The sequence below is a fragment of the Paraflavitalea soli genome (genome assembly GCF_003555545.1).
Taxonomy (GTDB): Bacteria; Bacteroidota; Bacteroidia; order Chitinophagales; family Chitinophagaceae; genus Paraflavitalea; species Paraflavitalea soli.
The window spans coordinates 5,138,441-5,160,713 of sequence record NZ_CP032157.1; the positions used below are offsets into that span (position 1 = coordinate 5,138,441).

Consider the following 22,273-nt stretch of genomic DNA (forward strand, 5'->3'; position numbering starts at 1 on the left):
TAAGGCGTTAAGCCAGCAAATCTGTATCTTTTACTAAGATTTTAATCTCATTCTGCTAATAGAAGAACTTAAACGTTTAAGGTTTCAAATTGTAACCATAAAAGCCAACAATGACTGCTACAAATGAACGGTTCCTTTCCCTGGATATATTCAGAGGGCTCACTATTTGTTTTATGATCATTGTAAATTCGGCAGGCTGGGGAGCTCCTTCCTACGCACCGCTGGACCATGCTGCCTGGTTTGGATTTACCCCGACCGACCTGGTGTTCCCTTCTTTCCTTTTTGCTGTGGGCAACGCCCTGAGTTTCTCGAAAACCAAATATACCAGCGACGCAGCCTTCCTGTCGAAAGTATTTAAACGCACGCTCATCATCTTCCTGCTGGGCTACCTGATGTATTGGTTCCCCTTTTTTCACCGGACAGCCGATGGCTCCTGGGCATTCAACCCCATCAGTCATACCCGTATCCTGGGTGTATTGCAGCGAATCGCTCTTTGTTATTGCATTGCCGCCTTACTGATACATTATATGCAGGGCAAAGGACTGATCGCTATTTCAATCGCCTTCCTGCTGGGTTACTGGGCCTTGTTGTATTTGTTTGGAGAACCCGGGCAGGAACTGACCAGGCTCGGCAATGCAGGCACCAAACTGGATGTCCTGTTGCTGGGTAATGATCACCTGTACCATGAAGGTGGCGGCCCGGTGGCCTTTGATCCGGAAGGTATATTGAGTACCCTGCCTGCTGTAGTGAATGTGATTGGCGGATACCTGGCCGGTATCTTTATTCAGCAAAAAGGCAAAAGCTTTGAGACGATTGCCCGCCTGCTGATAGCAGCCGCTGTGCTGCTCTTCATCGCCTTGTTCTGGGCGCAGTTCTTCCCGCTGGCCAAGAAACTATGGACCAGCACTTTTGTACTGCTCACCGTAGGGCTCGACCTGGTAATCCTCTCACTGCTGATCTATGCCATTGAGATCAAACACTGGAAAAGAGGGACAGGTTTCTTCCTCGTATTCGGGAAGAATCCCCTGGCCATCTACCTGTTATCGGAATTGTTATTCGTTACTTTCCTGATGATCATGGTACAGCCGCATACCAGTTTTTACCAATGGGTGAACCAGTTCTTCTTTCAAAAACTCTTACCCGGCCCGCTGGGCAGTCTGGCATTTGCCGTGTCCTTTATGCTGCTTTGCTGGCTGGTGGGTTATTGGCTGCACAAAAGAAAGATCTATATCAAAATATAAAAGGGGCCAGTGTGCACCGGCCCCTTTGTGATCCATGGCTATGGCTATTTCGATTTACCTGTCTTTATATACTCAACTGCTTTCTCCAGCAATTCATCTTTGTTGTTTAAAAAGCCTTTAATGGTTGCCTTAATTGCTATGTCCGGGATGATGCCGACCCTCTGTGTTTCTTTTCCATCGGGATAGTAAATACCAAGACCAGAAATATACGTGTATATCCCACCTGGCAGGTTAATGAGCGCCACATTGCCATCCGCCCCGGCAGAATTGGAACCGATCAATACTGCTCCTGGTGATTTCCGGAATACCATGGCCTGGAATTCTATAGAGCTTTGCGTTTCCTCGTTGATGAGAATAGCGATCCTCGGTGGAAAATAACCAGTGGTGCCAGTGGTACCCATAGTGGTAGGTTTGGAATAAGGGAACAGGCCTGGTTGATCCGGATAGGGGGAAGAGAATTTTACAAATACGGGATCAGGACGCAGAATAGCATTGCCGATCAGGTCACCCGCCGACTGGGTTTTGGGATATTGCCGGTTATCGATAATAAGTCCTTTTACACTGCTTACGAGGGCCCTTAGTTTCAGGCTGTCTTTTCGCTCCAGGTTACCCAGGTTGATGTAGCCAATACTATCTCCTATCCTACACAAACTGGAATCTCTTTCAAAGGGAAAAGTACCCGGCTTAATTTTTGAAAGTGCTCTTGTAGCCGTGTTAAAAGAAACTACCTTTTTAAACTCCTTGCCTCTTCGTATGAGTAGTTCGCTGGTTTCTTTCCGGCTCCTTGTAAGTGTGTATCGCAATATGTTCAGGAAACTGCCATTATTGGAAGCTGAAATGAGGGGCCTTCTTTGCCGGATCAATTCGCTGATCGATACACCATCGATGCTTTCAATAATATCGCCTGTTGCAATACCCGACCGCCTGGCCAGTGAATCATTGGTGATGGCGATGATCACCGCCTTATCTTCTATAAACTTTACGGTAAAGGGCATATAATATTTACCAATATCTTCTGTGATGACCCTGGATTGGACCACTGCATGGCTATCTTTTATCGTGGCGATCAGTTGTTGAACGACCGTCGCATATTCACTGGCGTTTTGAGCTGCTATCATCAGCGGGATAAACTTTTTCAATATATCATCCCAGCTTTGGCCAAGGTTGTATTTATAGGGATACCAATACTCAATAATATTCCAATACCTGAAAAGCGCCAGCAAGCGATACTCTGCAGCAGGGTAGGTCATGCTCGTATAGCTATTCTCATGTTCAAACGCAGCCACATGAATATCGTCTTCCGATCCAAAACGTATATAATGTTGATCGCCCCGGATTCTGTTGGTATTTATATAAATGAGCTTGTTTATCAACGCTTCGGAAAAGTGTGCCCTGCTTATCCAGGAATGATCCGGGCGCAGAGCGACGTTTTTAATAGTACTGTCCTTGCAGGAGTCGCAGGCAGGTACATCGCCCAGACGGTTGATCCAGGCCAATAAGGAGTCACTTCTTTGTTGTTTGTCCCGGGTGGCCATCACTGCAGGAATGATGTCTGTTAATTCCTTATCCCAGTTAAACTTTCCCTGGGTCACAGCAGGGTGATGGTATTTCAGGAATCCCCACAACTTGCCCAGTACAAACAGATGGTCCACTTCCTGTTTGGAAAGCGGCGCCAGCAGGGTGCTGCTCTTTGTCGAATCAGGGATAGGCGTAGCGATGCTGGTACCCTGACCGAAAACACCCGTCACGATCAGTGTAAATAGGAGTACAAGTAAGTATGGCATGGTATGGAGCTTGACGTAAATAATAGGTTTTTGTTTGTTCATTTGACAAACCTATTACAGCCGGAAGGCAGGGAGAAAAACGTTACACCAACAGGCTTTTTCCCGGTACAAAACCGGTGAGGAGGGCGTAGGACATTGTTAAATAAACACTAAAGCCTGGGTTAGAATGTCTGCCCGGTATACAGCATTCAAAATAATTTTCCATTTTACAGGCTGATCGCTGCTACAGTACCCTCCCCTAATTGGAAAAAACTTATTTCACTTCAATATTTTCTATGCTACAAAACTACCTGAAGATAGCCTGGCGCAACCTGCTTAGGCACAAAAGTTTTTCCCTCATTAATATCCTGGGCCTCTCAACAGGCATAGCCGCCTGCACCATTATTTTCCTGTATGTACGGTATGAGCTAACGTACGATCGCCATAATACCCAGGTCGATCGCATAGCCAGGGTGGGTACTACGCTCCATTGCCCGGGATCGGATATGGAATTTGGCACCAGCCCCTATCCCCTGGCCGATGCCTTGAAGCGTGACTTTCCGGAAATAGCCGCTTCGGTGAGACTGGATCCGAACCCTTCAGTGATCAGTCACAATAATGAGTTATTCAGTGAATCAGACTTCTACCTTACGGACCAAAGCATCTTTTCTATCTTCTCCTATTCCTTTATAGAAGGTGATCCTGCCCATGCATTGCAACAGCCTAACAGTTTAGTACTCACGGAGCCCCTTGCCCAAAAGTATTTCGGGGACCCTGCTGCCGCGCTGGGCAAGACAATGATCTGCAATCAAAAACCGGTTACCGTTACCGGAGTCATCGCCAGCCCTCCTGCCAACTCAGATATCCTGGTCACTGGCTTGCTGTCGGCCGACTACTCCAACAAGAGGGCCTGGATGGAAGATTTCCCGGTATATACTTTTATCCTGTTCAACAGCCAACCAGACCTGGCCCGTTTTGAACGCAAGATGAAACCAATCGCTGATAAATATTGTCAACCCGAACTGGACAAAACAGCCGATAAGGGATATTCCGTAGGCTTTGTCCTGGAAGCGTTGGCCGATGTACATTTCAGTAAGGCTAAACTGATCGATACGCCCAAAGGCAACCGGCAATTCAGTTATATATTCTCGTTGCTGGCTGCGTTTATCCTCATCATTGCCTTACTCAATTATATCAACCTGTCCACAGCCCGGGCTACCGAGCGTGCCAAAGAAGTAGGGGTGAGAAAAGTAAACGGCGCAAGACCATTGCAGTTGATCCGCCAGTTCCTGTTTGAATCATTCCTGCTCATTGCTATTGCCTGGATCATTGCCTTCACCATCGTACTGTTGGCACTCCCTTATTTCAACACCCTGTTGAATGCGCAGCTTAGCCTTAGCTGGAGGGGAAGCACCCTCTTTATGGCCTGCATTTTTGTAGTGACCATCTTGCTGGCGGGCCTCTATCCGGCTTTTATCCAATCCCGGTTCCGGCCCGTGGAAATACTAAAAGGTAAATGGCGCTACAGCAGCAAAGGGATCTTTTTACGCAGAATGCTCACCACGGCACAATTTGTTATTACAGCAGCCCTGATCACTGGTACGGTAGTGATCTACAGCCAGATGAAGTATATAAATAATAAAGACACAGGCTATGTGAAAGAACAGGTCGCCTCTATTCATATATCCAATGATTCGCTGGCACAACGAGCCGCACCTTCCTTTATACAATCCTTGAAAGAATTACCTGCGGTGAAAGCCGTTTCTGCCGGTAGCGGCATCCATCCGGACGCCTTATCAATAGCTACCACATTTGCCGGATCGGGAAGTAAGAAAAGAGAAATAATGTGCAATTACTTTTTTATTGATAAAGAACTTTTGCCCTTGTTACAGATCCGCCTGAAGGAAGGAAGAAATATATCAGATAGTCTTAGCACGGATAAGACTGAGGCTTTCCTGGTGAATGAGGCCTTTGTAGAAAAAATGGGATGGACCTCGGCCCTGGGGCAATCCATGGAAGGATTTGGCCACAAAGGAAGGATAGTGGGCGTAGTAAGGAACTTTTATTACAAATCCCTGCACAATGTAATAGAACCTCTCATCATGGTGTACCATACGGACATTACGATGTCAATCACTATCAAAATACAGCCAAAGGACCTGCCTCTGGTAGCCACCGCCTGGAAGGCCCATTACCCGGCCACGCCATTTGATTATTCATTCCTGGATGAGAGCTACAAGGAACAATATGATAAGGACAGGCTCACCATGAAGTTGTTCTCGTACTTCACCATATTGGCCATCCTGATCTCCTGCCTGGGATTGTTGGGTCTCGTATCGTTGATGGCGGTGCAACGCACCAAAGAAATAGGTATCCGGAAAGTATTGGGGGCGTCGGTGCAGCAACTGATCTCCCTGCTCACCCGCGATTTTGTGAAACTGATCATCATTGCATCCCTCATCGCATTGCCCCTTGCCGGGATTGCTATGAGCCAATGGTTAACTTCTTATGCTTATCATATTTCTCTGACCTGGTGGATGTTCCTGCTACCTGTTGTGTTGATCCTGTTGATCGCACTGACTGTCATTGGACAGCAGGTAATAAGGGCAGCCCTGGCCAATCCAGTCACTGCCCTACGTGCTGAATAATTTACTTGTATACCTGTTTCTTCCAGGTTGCGTCTTTAATGCGCAATATGGAGATCGAATAAGGCTTTACACTGGTTTCAAAAGAAGGTTTTATCCCGGTGAGTGTTGTGCTTACAGGAATGTATTTTTCCGGCTGATCCAGTGAGTTTTCTGCCTGGGGTGCATCGGCCTGCAAGCTGATGAGCATGGCAGTAGGAGCCACGCCGGCTATGCCTTCCAGGTTGATATAGGTGGAATAACGGGTTTCAGAGCCATTGACCATCTTGACAATGATGTCTCCTGTTTTTTGGTCCCTTCCTGCAATGCTGAAAAACTTATTGGGTTCGCGGTAGGTGAAAAGCAGGTTGCCATCCAGGTAACATTCCACCTTATCGGTACCTACCTCAATAGTGATATCATACCAGCGGCCGGTTTGAATGGGTGCAGGCAATCTCTTTTGCGGCATCATGTCGGCCACAGAAAAACTATCCGACACTAATTCTACCACCGAATTGAGGTTTACATAAGAACCTATGTGCACGCGCATATGCTGTGCGCCATCTTTAACCGCAAAGGGAATAATGAAAGCATTGGTGCCGCCGGTTTTGCGTGCTTTGAGTTTGAGTGTATAAGTATCGAATGTTTTACCTGTGAGGATGTTCAGCCGTTGTGCCCCTTGTACGGTTTGGGCCAGTGCACTATCTTTTACCACCCACTTGCCCCGTATAGACTGCCATTCCTGGGGCCGGTTGATGAAATCGCTTTTGTATATAGTAGCGCCCCCTTTTATTACTTCAATATCCCGATACTCTGTTTGTGTATCCCAGGTAGCCAGCCCGATGCCTCCGGCAAACTGAGGAATTGGATTAGCTGATGGAGGCAGTGTAACGGTTGTTTGGAGGTTTTGATCTGCGCGGTGATCATTCATCATTTTGATGGCATAATAAGAGATGCGTCCAAAGCTGCGCCCGGCATCGAAGTTGATAAGGTTCACTGGCCAGTGCCGTGTATTGACATTTTCAAACAATGGTGCATAGCTCGACATTTTAACGAGGTCACCATTGCGTTCCATGCCCATGATGTATACGGCATCATTCAATGCAGCCAGCATATTACCGCTGCCTACCCCGGCGTTGGTAGCGTATTCGCCCACATACACGTCCCAATCACCCCGCTTGTATTTATCAAAGTGATCATAATTATTGAAAGCCCAATAAGCACCTTTGTAAGCATGTTCATCGGCCATATCCACCCGGTGCATACTGTCAAGGGTACGCTTGTTGATATCACCAATGCCCATACTGGCCATAAGGGTAAGCTGTGGATACTTCTTTTTAATAGCATCATAGAAAATATTGTAGCGCCTGGCATAGCGTGGCCCATGCTGTTCATTGCCGATCTCCACATACTTAAGCGGAAACGGTTTGGGATGGCCACTGGCCGCCCGCACCTTGCCCCATTTGGAATTGACCGGACCGATGGCATACTCAATAGCATCCAGCACATCGTCTACTAGCGGCTGCAGGGAATCCTCGGGGATAAAAGTGCCGCTGCGGTATTCGCAGGACACACCGGCATTGAATACATACAAGGCGTCCGCACCCAGGTCTTCACAAAACTGCAGGTACTCATGATAACCAAACCCATCGCTCGACCAATAACCCCACACACTGTAGGTACCTGGTCTTTTTTCTACGGGCCCCAGGGTGCGCTTCCAATTAGCAGCATTTTCAATATTTATGCCTTCTACAAAACAACCGCCGGGCCAGCGCACAAATGCAGGCTTCAGATTGGCCAGGTAGAGTGCCAGGTCTTTGCGCATACCGTTGGGCCGGTTCTTAAAAGTTTGTTGAGGAAACAGGGATACGAAGTCAAGCCACACGGTACCTGTACTGCCAAAGGAGAACACCAGCCTTGCTTTAAGGTCCGATGCCGAAGGTTTCAGGGTACTGGAATATTTCTTCCAGGTGTTGCCTTTGATATTGTCGAAGACCTGCTTGCCCAGTATTTTGCCATCAGCCGCTTGCAAGGATACCGTCACAGACCCTTTGTAGCGTTCATCCGTGCGGGCATAAAAAGAGAAGTTGTACTGTTCTCCGCTGTTCACGCGGATACCCCAGAAGCCCTCATTCACGAGGTTGTTCCTGCCATCAGCATCCAATGCCTGAATATTAACCTGCATGGAATTGGGTGTAGCTTCATTCAACGGATTGGCCTGGGTAAGCTGTAGTTGAATGTCTGCTTTCGGCCCTGCTTCCAGTGACCAGGCGGGCCATTGGCTGGTAAGCGGCCAGCGCATTCTCCAATCACTCACCCTGGGCTGCAACATGAAATGCGGCGTACGGGCAGTGGGGATCAGCCATCCGTCTTCCACCTTCGTGCCGGCAGGCAGCCTGCTTTCCTCAAAACCCCGGTTCTGGATCAGCTCACCATACAAGCCGCCTTCGCCACCATGACTGATCTCTTCAAAGAAGATACCATGTAATGTGGAAGCAACGGGCGCACCGGGTTTTGAAGCATCGATGGTAATCGATGCCTGGCGCTGGCTATACGATGCGGTTGATAAAAGGGCAAATGATACGAGGGTAAATAGCTTTGTTTGCATGTTAGAGTATTATTTCACGATCCACTCATGGATACCCGTAGCGTGTTCGGCAGGTAATTGCACTTCGAGCTTCAGGGCCGTGGTCTTTATTGGCTCAAACTTTACCAGGTTGTATTTGTCCTTAGCGGTCTCATAATTGCCAATGGGCTGTACAGGCACCCACTCATCGCCCTTCTTATAATAGATCTTCCAGGAAGCAGGAATGCGGCATCCACCCCAGGGACCATCATCAAACCAATAGACCTGTGATTGGGAAACGGTATATTCCTGGTCAAAATCATACTGTACCCATTCGAGGGTATTTTTCTTTGGCCACCAATGCAGGTAGGTACCATTCTGGTCTTTGGAATCCTCCGGCTCATATTGATCATTCAGGGCTTTGAACATGCGGGGGCTCTGGATGGAAGCACTGACCTTGCTTTTGGAAGCAATGGTGGGAGCGGGTTTAGGTTTGGCAGCGGATGCTTCATAAGGGATCCACACCACCATTTCACCCGGACCACGGTTGGCCCAGCTATAGTAAGGAATAGCGGTTACAGTTTGTTCAGATTTGATCAGCTCTTCAGCGTTCACCTGTCTTTTAGTAGATGAACCTTTCATTTCGAGCACGGTAACGCCGTTGAGTAAACCGGGCTTATTGACTGCCTGTATAGCGGCTGTTTTGTTCACCACGATGTTTTGCACTGTACTGTCTTTATTATCGGGACCTTCCAGGCAATAGATCAATGGACCACGCTGTAAGGCAAAACGGTTCTTGTCGTCTTTAACGGTTTCTTTGGCATATACCTTTTGAATGTCCATGGGTAATTCAAAAGCGATCACATCGCCTTTCTTCCAGGAACGATTGATCACGGCATACCCTTTCACCATGTCATACTTCACAGGCTTGCCATTGAGTGTAATGGCCAATGGCTTTGCCCTTTTGTCGGCTCCATAATACAGGTCGCCGGGTACCAACTCTTTCTTAGACCAGCCGGGTACACGCACCTGCAAGGCAAAAGCAGTTGTTTTTTCGGGGCTCACCACGATCTTCACTTTTCCTTCCCAGGGATATTCTGTTTGCTGCTCCAGGTTGATGGTACCGGCAGGCAATGTAATATTGGCCTTGCCACCGGCAAACAGGTTTACATACAGGTTGTTTTTATCCTGAGCATACATATAGCCCGGCATGGAAGGGAGAAAACGTGTCATATTGGAAATACAACAGGCACAGCCAAACCAGGCACTGCGCTGGTGCTGCCCCATGGAAGCAAGGGGGTTGGGATAAAAGAAACGGTCACCACTTAAGGATACTCCGGATAACAATCCATTATACAGAATACGTTCCAACACATCAATGTATTTGGCATCACCATGCAACAGGAACATCCGGTTGTTCCAATACACATTAGCAATCGCCGCACAGGTCTCTGCATAGGCCGACATATTGGGTAATTGGAACGGAGCGCCAAAAGCCTCTCCGGCGCCCGTAGCTCCTATCCCACCTGTGATGTACAGCTTCCTTTCTACCACATCATGCCAGATAGCGTCAATTGCTTTGAGATAGGCTTCATTGCCTGTGAGCGCAGCAATATCGGCCATACCGGTGTACATATAAGCAGCCCGCACCGCATGACCTACGGCTTCAGACTGATCTACTACTTTCTTATTCGCCTGACTGTATTCAGAACCTTTGGGTCCACGAATATCGAGGAAGAACTTGGCCAGGTCGAGGTATTTCTTTTCACCCGTTACCCGGTACAGTTTTGCCAGTCCGATCTCTACTACCTGGTGGCCAGGCGCTTTTTCTTCTTTGCCATAACCAAAGTCCTTTACCAGCAAATCGGCATTTTTGGTAGCAATATTGAGCAGGTTCTTTTTGCCGGTAGCCTGGTAATGCGCCACTGCGGCTTCGTACAAGTGACCGGCATTGTATAATTCATGACTCAGGTCTTCTTCCTTTTCATAACGCTTTGATCCCAGCCATTCATGCGGCTTGGCAGCCTTCATGGTACGGAATGTGTACAGGTAACCATCGGGCTCCTGGGCAGCTGCTATTATCTGGATCAGTGTATCGAGGTAAAGTTCCAGTTTAGGGTTCTTTTGCACCTGTAGTCCATAAGAAGCTCCCTCAATAACTTTGTAGATATCTGTATCATCAAAGGGATATTCCGTGTATTTGTCGGCAGGCATTTTTCCTGCTGCTTTCAGGAAGTTGTCAACACGGCCTGTACGCCTGCACTGGTCGAGTGTATAGGGAATAGTTATATCTGCATTCACCTGTATTTTTGGCGCCCAGAAATGGTCCGTTAAGTGTACATGGGTAAAATCAACGGGCTGTATCGGATAATCTGAATGCTGACCATACATCGGCAACGCAACGGCTAATACGGCAGCCTGCATCACAGTTTTCTTTCTTGTTAGTATTGACATCATATGCGCGGGGCTTTATTAGTGGCAATTTAACACTTAATGAATAATAAAGGATGTCGTTTTGCGACAGCCTTTATTATGGATAATACTGGTTAATCCCCAGCCAATTTAAGCCTATTGCAGATTGCCGGGGATTGCATTTACAATGAGATAACCTGTCTCTTATTAAAGCTTTACACTAAAAATATATTGGTTAATAAATGGTAGTGACTGGCGACACCAGGTTAGCGCTTTTCAGGAAGGTAGCCCTTGATCTTGCGGTAAGTGTGGGAAAAATCAGCAGCATCGGCAAATTGCAGTTCATCTGCTATCTCAGCAATGGACATACGGGTATAAAGCAATCGTGTATCGGCCAGTTTGACCTTATAGGTGAGGATGTATTTCTTCAGTGAAACATGGTACTGCCTTTTGAAATAGGAGCTGAAGTCATCAGGTGAAATATGGAACTCCCGGGCGAGGTGTTCGATCGTGAGCTTGTCTGATTCGTAGATATTATAATTGATATAATGCAGCACATCATGGGTAATGGCCTGCGGGTGTGTGGCCTGCACATAATTGGACTCCAGTATATTCCTGGCCACCATATTGAGCAGGGCCAGTAAACACAAGGTAATATTGCTGTCGGCATAGGACCGGCGGTGACTGGCTTCGGCCACCAGCACATTGAATAAAGCAAAGACGGATACCTTATCGCTCTTTAAATGAATGAGTGATTGCTTGTGTTGCTGTTCGCTGTACAGGATGAATTCCAGTTTTTTAAACTGCTCGGTAGAGAAAGGCAGGACATTCCGTACGGTAGTAGCTTCAAAAAGTAACTGCTGAAACCTGATGAAATGGATGCGGGAGTGTTCTTCCAGGCAAATGGTATTCTTTTCACCCGGAATATGCATAAAGAGATCGCCGGTGTGAAAATGGACCTGTACATCATCGAGCATTCTATGGCCGCTGCCCTCTTCCACAAAGACCAACTCAAAATAATTATCGGCCTGCGGAGAACAGTCCAACACTTCTGTATCATAGGTCACGATCTCCAGTGGCTGAAAGATATTTCTGGGCATAGTTCCTTGAATGTTGACAAATTACCCGGTAAAGGCCGGGTATTAAATTTACAACCTTCTCCTCTTTTAGCCAATTACAGGCGCTGAAAATGAGAAGGATATTCCTGCAATCAGGGAAATAAACGCTTTAGATGTCAGAATTGTTTAGTATTTCCAGGCTGGTCCGGCCTGTGCCGCTTTCAGGTAAGTGTATTTAGATCCTTGTGTAGCCCTTTGTATAGCGGGCTCAACCCAATCGGCGCCGGCTGTAGTCACAGCAGGTGCTGTGCTTTTTATAGCAATGAGCATCTTCCCGGTATAGTTCCACCTGCTATCAGCACTACGGTTTATATCCTTTTTATCACTGGCAATAAATCCTTTCTCAGTTGCTTCCAGGGATCTGCCAAACACTTTATTATCCTGTATGTCGGCATGGGCAGCAGCTGTGATGGATTCATATACTGCGCCCTTTTTTCCTGCATCATCCCAAATGATATTGTTATTGATGGTTACCGTGTCGGGCCCCATCGTCATACCCGGTCTTTTGGAAAAGACGCCTATGCGGATGGCTGGCATATCGCAATTAACGAATACGTTATCACTGATCATGGCGCGCCTTACCTGGAAGTAACCATTGATGGGTGTATTCTCCAGCCCATTGACAAGTGTTACCGGCGCCCGAAAACTCTGCCGGGGCGCCCCTTGCAGGTTATAAAAATAATTGTTGATAGCAGCATGCCCCTCTCCTATGAACCGGATGCCATAGGACAGTTTCTTATTGGTTCCGTCGAAAAAATTGCCATCACATAAGCAATCATTGCCGTGGCGCAGGGTCAATCCACCATCACTCTCTACAAACGTATTGTGCAGGTAGGAGTTATGGCATGATTTATTGGAGATGATCTCGATCTCTCCATCACAGGCCTCAAAACGATTGAATGCTACTATACAGTGGGCTTCGGTAAAGGAGGTTTTGCTGTCGCCGATGCGGATGCTCTCGAGACCATTATCGGCATCAGGGCCATTGAACCGGTTGAGGAAGTAATTGTAACTGATGAGGTGCCTGGCGGGTACGCCGGGCTGCAGCCACACAGTGACTGTAGCACCCAGGTTGCGTTTACTTTTCAGCAGGCACCTCGTCAATACATTGTGTTGTCCAAAGAGTGACACCCATTTGTTGTCAGTATTGAGGCTGTCATTGTTGTAGTCATCAATCACACAATCCTGCACGGTACTATACATGGCATCCTGCTTACCGGCACGGAAGCTGATCACGGAGCGTTCTTTTAATCCTTTCCCGCCATTCTTCCAGGTGAAGCCTGCTATTATGAGGTAGTTGCCTGCGAAAGCCAATGTTGAATTGCCTTCAAAACTTACCTTGCCGGGCGTTTGCGCCATGAACCAGACGGGCTTTTCTTTGGTACCGCGGGTATTAGCGAATTGAATAATAGCATTGTTGTATACTCCGTCTTTCAAAAGTATTCTATCGCCGGCATCGGCTTTGTTTAATAAGGTCACTGCTTCTTCGGGCGAGGAAGTAAGAAAGTCTGTAGCAAATGTTGCTATTGAAAGGATAAGTACAGCAAGTGTGAGTGTTATGTGTTTCATAATAGTCATCGGGAAGAGGTAAATAGCGAGTGGCTAGTGGTGAATGGTGAGTGGTCAGAGGCCGTTTACTGCTAGCCTCTAGCCACTCACCCCTAGCCTCTTAAGAGAAATAGGTTCCGCCGTTGATATCAATATTAGCGCCGGTAATAAAACTGCTTTCATCACTGGCCAGGTAAGCAACGAGGTCGGCTACTTCAGCAGCTTTCCCTTCCCGGCGCAGCGGCGTGCCATTGGCCACATTGGTGCGGATCTCAGGTTTGGTAAATGTATCATGGAAAGTAGTGGCAATCATACCCGGGTCTACTGCATTCACGCGAATACCTTTGGGGCCAAGCTCTTTGGCAATGGATTTGGTAAAAGTAGCCACCGCTCCTTTGGCCGTAGCATACGCCGAAGCACCAAAACCTCCGCCATCACGACCAGCTTGTGAAGAAAAGTTCACGATAGCGCTACCGGCAGGCATCAGGGGTGATACATGCTTGGTAAGCAGGAAAGCCGATCGCACGTTGAGGCCCATCACAAAATCCCAGAAATCAGTATCCATATCGGCCAATTGTTTACGGGCTACCATACCACCGGCTACATTCACGAGGATATGTATGTCTTTACCAAAAGCTTGTTGTGCTGCCTGAATAAGATTTACAACATCGGCATCTTTACTCACATCGCCTTTTACGGCAATGGCTTCACCACCTTTTGCTTTGATCTCCGCCACTGTATCTGCCGCCTGTTGTTCACTGCTTAAATAGTTGATCACTACTTTAGCTCCTTCCTGCGCCAGTTTGATCGAAGTGGCTTTACCAATGTCTCTTGCACCACCTGTAACGATGGCTACTTTGCCTGCTAATTTCATATTGCTGTTATTTGTTTGTAAATGATTGGTTGGGTTTTGCTGTAATGAAGGTGATGCATATCCATGCCAGCGGCACCATCAGCGCGCCCAGTATAAAAAAGGACGTATAACTTGTTTGCGTGATCACGGGTACGATCCAGGTGGTGATCAGGGTTCCCAGTACGGCCGATGTACCACCCATACCTGCCACGGTGCCTACATTCTTTCCATGGAAATAATCGCCGGGCAGGGTTTGTATATTATTGATCAGGAATTGAAAGCCAAATAAGGTAGCGCTGATCAGGGCAATGGCCACATTCACCTGTTCTTTCAAATGATCGAGGTAAAAGGCGATCAGGGTTAAGGATACCAGCATAATGATGCTGCCGATGGTAATGGCCTGCTTTCGCGCTTTGGGTGCCGCTATACCCTTCTTAATTTTAGAAGAGGAAAAGAAACCGCCCATCAATCCACCGATCGCGGCAAACAAATAGGGCACCCAGGCGAAAGCCCCGATCTGCTTCATGTCAAACTGGTACTGCTCCTTGAGAAAGGTAGGCAACCAGGTCACGAACAGCCACCATACGGGATCAATAAAGAACCGGGAACTAATGATGCCCCAGGTGTTTTTGAACTGCAACAGTTGGCGCCAGGTATACACAGTAGTAGCCGTGGTTCTTGCTGCCTCCGCTGCTGCGTTACCCTGTTGAATGTAATCTTGTTCTTCCCTGGTGATCCAGGGGTGTTTATCCGGTGTATTCTTATTGATCAGTAGCCAGGGAATGATCCACAGGAAACCCAGCACAGCGATCACCACAAAGGTGGTCTTCCAGCCAAAGGCCAGGAACAGACCAGCGATCACGGGCGCTGCTACTACGGAACCCAGGGAAGCGCCTGCACCAAAAATGCCCTGTGCGATGGCCCTTTCTTTAGGCGGAAACCACTCGGCATTGCTCTTGGTAGCACCCGGCCAGTTGCCCGCTTCACTGATGCCCAGTAAAAAACGAAAGATATTAAAGGACAAGATAGATCTAGCCAGGGCATGCAAAGCAATGGATATGCTCCAGCCAATGATCGATACGGCCATACCCAGGCGGGTACCAATAGCATCCATCATTTTGCCTGTCACGGTTTGTCCAATGGCATAGGCCACCATAAAGAAAGTAGTGATGAGGGCCAGGGCATTTTTGCTATCGCCATCAGCAATACCAAAGTCCTTATAGATATAGGGCCACATGAAATTGATAGCGCCTCTATCAATATAATTAATAATGGTAGCCAGGCCGATCAGGGAAATGATATACCACCGCAATCCCTTCAGCTTGAATGCTCCCTTTCCTGTGCCCGCTGCCTTGCCGGCAAGGCCGCCGTTGCGGGTTCCCGTTTTCGTTGTTTGTATATCTGTACTTGCTTTCAATACTTACTGTTTTGAGACAACTTATTGATTGGGGATCTTCAGCTTTTGCAGAAATGCCGCAATGGCTTTATTCAATTCAGTGTTCTTATCCCTGGGAAATCCGCCATGCTTGCCACCTTCCACGGTCATGAATTCGGTGATCACTCCCGCTTCCTTTAGCTTTTTGTGCAACTCTACTGATTGTTCATAAGGTACTGTGGGATCTGCATCACCATGGGCAATGAAGACCGGGGGATTGTCCTTGTTTACATAATTAACAGGAGATACCGACCGGGCAAAAGCCGCATCAGTGGCCTTATCTCCCAACCAGCGGGTAGCCGATTTACTCGTAATGTTTTTGCCATAACCCCAGTCCCATACATCGGTGATGCCATATTTGTCGATGATGGCAGCCACCTTAATATTTTCTACACCGGGACAGTTGCCATCAAAGCGGTGATCATTGGCGAGCAGACCAGCCATAAGGGCCAGGTGCCCACCCGCACTGCCGCCCATTATCACGATCTTGTTGACATCTATGTTCAGTGCTTTGGCATTTTTGATCAGGTAGATCAGGGCGCAACGTGCATCTTCCACCGCAGCAGGGGCTGTAGCCTGGCCTGTGAGGCGGTATTCGATATTGGCTACCGCAAAACCCATTTTAAAGAAGGTATTAAATCCCGACTGCGATTCTTTGGTGCCGTGGTTCCAGCCACCACCATGAATATTGATCACCACCGGTGTGGGCTTACCATTGTTGGGCGGCAGGTAGAGATCCAGCTTTTGTTCCCAGTTCTTGCCGCTGGTATATACCACATCTATTTGACGGGTGAAACCTGCCGGTGTTTCTACAGGTTTGGGAGCAGTAGAATCTGCTTGTTGGGCAGTAGCTGTCATAGCGAAGGTGATACCCACCGCTAAAAGGATATATTTCATACGAAGAGATTTCGGATTTAGAATATAGAATTTAGAATTGCTACCGCGACTTGAAGGTACTGATCGAACACAGCTTCCTACAAAAAGCGGACGACTAAGGAAATTACAGAACACTTCGCCCCTATTTCCTCTTTCTCCCCTTCCCCTCCTAGCCCAGAAAGTCTTCGCGCAATGGGCTGAAGGCGTCGATAAGCATGCCAGGCTCCAGGCATACACAGCCATGCAGCACATGCGGCGGCACATAATAACCATCGCCCTTGCGAATGATCTTCTTCTCTGCACCGATGGTCATTTCAAAGGCACCACTGTCTACATAGGTCACCTGTGAATGGTGGTGCTCATGGAGGGTGCCAATGGCGCCCTTCTCAAACTTCGCCTTTACCAGCATGATCTTGTCATCATAACCAAATACCTGCCGTTGGATACCATTGCCCAGGTCTTCCCAATGTACTTCCTGCTCAAACTGAAACTCGCTGCTTTGTGCCATAGTCTGTTAATTAATAGTGATAAAGGATGCTTTATCGTTATACTGTAAGGTGATTGTATACATTTTCTTTTTGTACGTTATTTCCAACTGAGTGGCGCCGGCTTCATCTTTCAGCAGCTTCACGGCTTTTACCTGTGGTGTAGCTCCTGTGGTTACTTCCGCTATCGGATTGTTTTTCCCATGGGGTTCGGTAACACTGATAAAGGTCTGGTTGGCCGCTGCAGGCTGTGAAAGCACAAAGGCTTTCTCGTTCCTCAAATTAAACTCCGGGTCACCTGCACCACTGGTAATGAACTGCACCCGCAGGGCGGTGTCGGCTATAAAAGTAGTGGTATAAAACTTTTTGTTATTCAACAGGGTGATCACACCATTGCCTTCTTTTACCCTACCGGTGGCATTGAGCCAGACATGCTGGTAGCCTTGCTTATCACCCATTGCCTGTATAGTTTGGGTATTGGCGGCTATCTCGAAGGGCGCGTTGGTAATATGGCCCTGGTACCAGAAGGGCAGATCATACTGGTGCTTTTGAGCACTCTGCACATTGAATACATCGATCAACAGGGAGGCGGGTGCACCATCCGGCTTAAAGAGGATCACGGTACGCCGTAGCTGCACGCCCGGATAAGCATTATTGTCCTGTGCGCTTACTACCTGGTAATTGCTGCCTGTACTGAAGTGAACGAGTTCTGGTGCATGTTCTTCTCCTTTCTTTTCATTGGCCTGGTATTGGCTTTGCCTGTCTACGACCAGGGTATTGTGGGCCAGGGTTTGCTTGCCCCAGGTATCATTTTCTTTGGTATAATTACCGCCATTCTTGGTCTCTACATTCAGGAAACGTACAGCGCCATAATCGGGGAACACTTCTGTATTGTTGTCGTAGAACAACACATTCAACCGGTCGAAATGTCCATGGCCCATACCCTGGGAAGCAGCTTTGAATACCACACAGGACTGTTCCTCATTATCGCCACTGCGCAGGATGCCAATACCGCCCTGTTTTCCATCGGCCCCATCGCGTATCCACATGGGTTTGTATTGAAAGGAAGCTGCATCGCCTGCCGCTATTGCTTTGGCCACTTTTAATCCGGCATCACCCACGATCACTTTCTGTTGCTGCTGTGCAATATCCAGCAGGTCATTGCCTGCCTGCATATCACTGTAGGCGATGTCTACCGCATATACGATCTCCTCCGACTCATAGGTCTTGTCCTTCATTGCGTCATTCAGCGGGAAAAACACTTTATTGGTATAGGTGCATTGCAAAGCTGTATTAACAGCCTTCTTCAGCAAAGCATTCCTGTATTCATAGATCTTCTGTGCCGGCTGGTATTGCTGAATGGTGCGCGCAAAAAGCAGAAAGGGCAAAATAGCGTACCGCTGGTAATAAGGACCTTCGGTATAATACCCATCCGGTGAAAAGAGTTGATCCAGTTGTGCCAGAAAACCTGCTTTCCCATCAAGGGCAGTACCCTTCAGTGCTTTTTCCACCCAATCTTTCCGGCCACATACATAACCCGTCATACCTACCGCGGCTACTGACCAGGTACCATGATTGTGTATCTTATTGAATATTTCTCCATTTACTTCGCTCAGTTCCTTTACGATCGGCTCAAAGAGATCGGTTTCAATTGTTTTCCTGCTGGCGGCGCCCAGGTAATCATATACACAGTCATAGGCCTGGATGGTGTACACCTGCCACACACAATCATTGAGGTTTTGCCAAAACATTTTACCTCCCGGGATTTGTTTCTTCTTCGGGTGCCGGGGCCAGGTATTGTATACTGCTGCATATTGCAGCAGCATATCCTTCACAAATTTGGCATACCGCTCTTCTTTGGTAAGCTGGTACAACATACCACAGGCCACCATATCCTGGTAATTGCGCTTGTGCCGTTCATGGGTAGCGCCGCCGCCGGCATCTTTGGGCAGGGGCACTTCTATGGGCGTAGCGATGGCCTTATCTGCATCTTTCTTTAAGGACTTAAAGGATTGTTGCAACAAGGGATAGGCCGTTGCACCCTGGCGTACCACTTCCACATTGGCTTTGGTAAGCATGATGGAAGGATGTTGCTGTGCTGTTCCCGCCATGCCCATCATTACACCTGCACATAAAAAAACAATGGTCTTCATACTAATTCACTCCCAAAGGTTTTCCCTTGGCCGAAAGGAGACTGGTACCCTTTACCAGTCTGAAATCGAACCGGGACGGATTATTAAATAGGGGGTTGCTATTAAAAATATGTTTCCCTGTAACGTTGTTGTAAAATGAACTCACCCGGCCACTCCGGTAAAAATTACAATAGTCTACCAGCAGTTTATCCCAACTCATTTCTTCAAACCAGATCACCCGGCCGCCGGCGCCACTATTATTGAATACCGAATTGGTAATGGCGGCTCTTTGCACACCCCATAGTTTTAGCACACAGCCCTGGGCACGGTTTTCCACCCCACTAAAAGTGCAATGATCGATGATCACTTCGGGTCCGGTAGTGCTTTCATCATTACCACCTCGGTATACATTTACAGCGCCACCCAGGGTATTGGCAAATGCGGAATTACGGATAACCAGGCGCTCCACATTGTAGATGCCTTTGTCTTCTTTCTCGGCACTATAATCAATGGCGCTGCCGGCATTGTTCCTGAATACACAATCTTCGATAGTCACGGAATCGGCATAAGTGCTTTTGGCTCCTTTGATGCAACTGTAACTACTTTCATTGAAGTTGTAAAATGTACAACCTTTCACCTTGAGAGCGTACGAACCGTTCATGGGGCCGGTAGTAGTGCTGATGGCAGCTTGTACATCGCCATAGCTTTTGTAAGCACTGTTGAACTGAATATTTTCGATCTTCAGACTACCGCCCTTCTCAATGATGATAAAGGAAGGAAGACTTTTGCCGGAGACATTTACCAGTTCTGGTTTACCGGCCAGGCCGGCTTTAGCACGTATAGTAATATGTTTATTAATAATGAGGGACTTGTCTATTTCATACAGGCCGGCTTCCGTCAATTCAATTTCACTACCAGTGGACAAACCGGCAATTAAAGAAGGTAGTCGTTTTGCATCTGCGATAGAAACGGGGATCACCTCACTATCAAGTATTTTTCTTGTATCGAGGTTATACCAGGAGGGAGCAGTAGTAACGGCATCCATCCAGCTCAGCAAGGAGCGATCGATGCCACTTTTATGGTCGGGAATAAAGTAAATGCTATCACCATATTTCATATCCACACCCTTCCATCCTATATCTTCTCTAAACCCAGCAGATGGTTTTCCTGGCATGGCGCCCCTATAAAAGTTATCGGCAAACCGGATACCACCATCTTTATTGGCGTCCTCATACAAGGATCTGCCATAAGGAATTATATAGTTATCGGTAAAGCGCACGTTTTGTGGAGTTGCTGTTCGTTCCGCATCCTTGCCCGCTCCAAATATGATGCTCCTGCAATTGATAAAAGTATTGTGCCCGATGGTGGCATCTTTTACCTGGTGGTAACGGCTGATGGATGAGTTGGGCACGCCATTCAATACACTGAAACCTGAATGGAATCTTTCGCCCGCCAGGTCCATAAACAGGTTATTGGAAACGGTGTGACCGGGATTGATGACGCGTACCCCGCCTGTAAATGGCTTGTTGTTACCAATGAAAATATTGTTGGTAATCTTGTTCTGTGAACCATGCCTCAATACCAGGCCACCCTGGCATTCATAAAACAGGTTGTTATTGATCTCGTTGTTGCCGCTCTTAATGGATACGATCTCTACTTCGCCGCTGCACCTTTCGAAATAGTTGTGGTGGATCATGGTGCGGGAGGCAGTGAGTGAATACCTCGACACTCCTACTCTTATGGTCTCGCCGCCATTGGAACCTAATGGAGAATGGCCCTTAAAATAATTACTATCGATGCTATGGTAGTTGTTCTGGCTTCTTTCGTCATTCAGTTCTACAATGAGGGTCGTACCACTATTCAGTTTATCGCCGATCACACAATGGTCAATACGGTTGTGTTGTCCCCACAGGATCAGCCAATGGTCTGTATTAAAACGGTCGGGCCGGCTGTAGTTCTCGATCACGCATTGGGTGAGGCGGCAGTTATTGGCCAACTGCTGTTCCTTGTTCCTGAATTCCACCACGGCCCGGTCAGTCGTATAGCCATCGGTGAAATGGATGCCGCTCACGGTCACATAGTCGCTGCCAAAACGGATAAAGGAGTTGCCGGTAAATTGCACCTTACCCGGTTCCTGTGCTGCAATGACCAGGGGTTTTTCTTTGGTACCGCTGGTTTCAATGATGAGAGGGACATCTTTCCAGGTACCTCCTTTTAATAAAATGCTGTCGCCCGGTTGTGCTTTGGACAGGGCAGCGTTCAACTCCTGTGGATTGCTCACCAGGATGGTGGTGGCGTTCACTGTTGGAATGAGCAACAGGAGGAAGATAGTTGATATGAAGTAGTTCTGTTTGATTATTGATTATTTTATTATTGATTATTGGGTTGTCGCCAACTGGTAGCTGGTTGTAGTTTTCGCCAACCGGTAAGCACCTACAATTTTTTGCATCCCATTGCCGATTCACGATTGCCGACTCACGGTTGCCGTCCCTACATTTCAATCTTCCGTTCCCGGCTGATCTGCAGGATATCGTTGAGGTGCGCTGCCATGGCAATGCCGGCAGCGTCGGGATCTTTATCGGCAATGGCGGTGAGTATCTCATGGTGTTCTGCCATGGCCTGTACGCCCCGGTTATCGCCACAGATCTTTTTCTCGATGATGTTGCGGATGATATCGGGCAGCAGCATCAACAGCATGGATTCGAATACGGAGTTCTTGGCGGCATTGGCGATCTTCAGGTGTAGGAACATGTCTTCCTGAACGGCATTCTCTTTGTGTTTTGTTCTAAGGTCGTAATCTGCTACGGCGGCTTGCAGGATGGCCAGGTCTTCCTCCGTTCTGCGTTGGGCTGCCAGCCTGGCGGCATTGATCTCGAGGTAATAGCGGGCTTCGATCAGTGCCGCAAAATCATCTTTATTGAAAGTGATAATGTCATTCAGTACGCCTTCGATCATTTTGATATTGTACCCGGAGACATAGGTACCGCTTTGGGGGGAGGTCTTGAGCATGCCATAAAACTCCAGTTTGCGGATGGCATCGCGTACGTAGGTACGGCCTACACCGAATTTTTCGGCCAGGACCCTTTCTGCCGGCAGGCGGTCGCCCGGCTTCAGGTGTCCCTCACTAATCAAATGTTTCAACTGGCGGATGATCTTATCCACCGGACTGTCTACCTCAATAGCCTTAATCGTTTCAATAATGGTTGTCTTTTCCATAACG

Annotated in this window: 14 protein-coding genes; 2 read left to right on the top strand and 12 right to left on the bottom strand. The window is 47.7% G+C overall.

All coding sequences use genetic code 11. The annotated features are described in order from the left end of the window. Positions 1-110 precede the first annotated feature (110 nt). Positions 111-1,241, top strand: a complete 1,131-nt coding sequence (locus tag D3H65_RS19165; protein WP_119051850.1) for an acyltransferase family protein — start codon at positions 111-113, stop codon at positions 1,239-1,241. Positions 1,242-1,285: 44 nt separating this feature from the next. On the opposite strand, the gene D3H65_RS19170 is transcribed toward D3H65_RS19165, so the two are convergent. Next, a complete protein-coding gene (locus tag D3H65_RS19170; RefSeq protein ID WP_162915722.1) occupies positions 1,286-3,025 on the bottom strand; it encodes a S41 family peptidase in 1,740 nt (579 codons plus the stop codon). Between the two features lie 275 nt (positions 3,026-3,300). On the opposite strand from D3H65_RS19170, the gene D3H65_RS19175 reads away from it, so the two are divergent. After that, positions 3,301-5,652 (top strand): ABC transporter permease, encoded by a 2,352-nt coding sequence (locus D3H65_RS19175; protein WP_119051852.1) that lies wholly within the window; start codon positions 3,301-3,303, stop codon positions 5,650-5,652. A gap of 1 nt (position 5,653) precedes the next feature. Here the strand turns inward: D3H65_RS19175 and D3H65_RS19180 are convergent, their stop codons facing one another. From D3H65_RS19180 to D3H65_RS19230, 11 genes are all read right to left on the bottom strand, one after another. Next, a complete protein-coding gene (locus D3H65_RS19180) occupies positions 5,654-8,236 on the bottom strand; it encodes an alpha-L-arabinofuranosidase C-terminal domain-containing protein (RefSeq protein ID WP_119051853.1) in 2,583 nt (860 codons plus the stop codon). A gap of 9 nt (positions 8,237-8,245) precedes the next feature. Next, a complete protein-coding gene (locus tag D3H65_RS19185) occupies positions 8,246-10,651 on the bottom strand; it encodes a glycoside hydrolase family 127 protein (RefSeq protein ID WP_245999532.1) in 2,406 nt (801 codons plus the stop codon). Between the two features lie 221 nt (positions 10,652-10,872). Further along, the gene (locus tag D3H65_RS19190) at positions 10,873-11,706 is read right to left on the bottom strand and encodes a helix-turn-helix transcriptional regulator (protein WP_119051855.1); all 834 of its coding nucleotides are present in this window, start codon (positions 11,704-11,706) and stop codon (positions 10,873-10,875) included. 144 nt (positions 11,707-11,850) lie between these two features. Further along, a complete protein-coding gene (locus tag D3H65_RS19195) occupies positions 11,851-13,293 on the bottom strand; it encodes a polysaccharide lyase 6 family protein (protein WP_162915723.1) in 1,443 nt (480 codons plus the stop codon). 100 nt (positions 13,294-13,393) lie between these two features. Then, positions 13,394-14,146 (bottom strand): SDR family NAD(P)-dependent oxidoreductase, encoded by a 753-nt coding sequence (locus D3H65_RS19200; protein WP_119051857.1) that lies wholly within the window; start codon positions 14,144-14,146, stop codon positions 13,394-13,396. 7 nt (positions 14,147-14,153) lie between these two features. Next, complete coding sequence (locus D3H65_RS19205) at positions 14,154-15,542, bottom strand: MFS transporter (protein ID WP_245999533.1); 1,389 nt, start codon at positions 15,540-15,542, stop codon at positions 14,154-14,156. 21 nt (positions 15,543-15,563) lie between these two features. Continuing rightward, positions 15,564-16,457 carry an alpha/beta hydrolase gene (locus D3H65_RS19210; protein ID WP_119051858.1) on the bottom strand — a complete coding sequence of 298 codons (894 nt, stop codon included), beginning with the start codon at positions 16,455-16,457 and terminating at the stop codon, positions 15,564-15,566. A 148-nt stretch (positions 16,458-16,605) separates the two neighbouring features. Further along, positions 16,606-16,944, bottom strand: coding sequence for a cupin domain-containing protein (locus D3H65_RS19215; protein WP_119051859.1), 339 nt, complete (start codon positions 16,942-16,944; stop codon positions 16,606-16,608). A 6-nt stretch (positions 16,945-16,950) separates the two neighbouring features. Next, complete coding sequence (locus D3H65_RS19220; RefSeq protein ID WP_119051860.1) at positions 16,951-19,074, bottom strand: alginate lyase family protein; 2,124 nt, start codon at positions 19,072-19,074, stop codon at positions 16,951-16,953. 1 nt (position 19,075) lies between these two features. Further along, positions 19,076-21,370 carry a chondroitinase-B domain-containing protein gene (locus D3H65_RS19225; protein ID WP_245999534.1) on the bottom strand — a complete coding sequence of 765 codons (2,295 nt, stop codon included), beginning with the start codon at positions 21,368-21,370 and terminating at the stop codon, positions 19,076-19,078. A gap of 173 nt (positions 21,371-21,543) precedes the next feature. After that, the gene (locus D3H65_RS19230) at positions 21,544-22,269 is read right to left on the bottom strand and encodes a FadR/GntR family transcriptional regulator (protein WP_119051862.1); all 726 of its coding nucleotides are present in this window, start codon (positions 22,267-22,269) and stop codon (positions 21,544-21,546) included. Positions 22,270-22,273 lie beyond the last annotated feature (4 nt).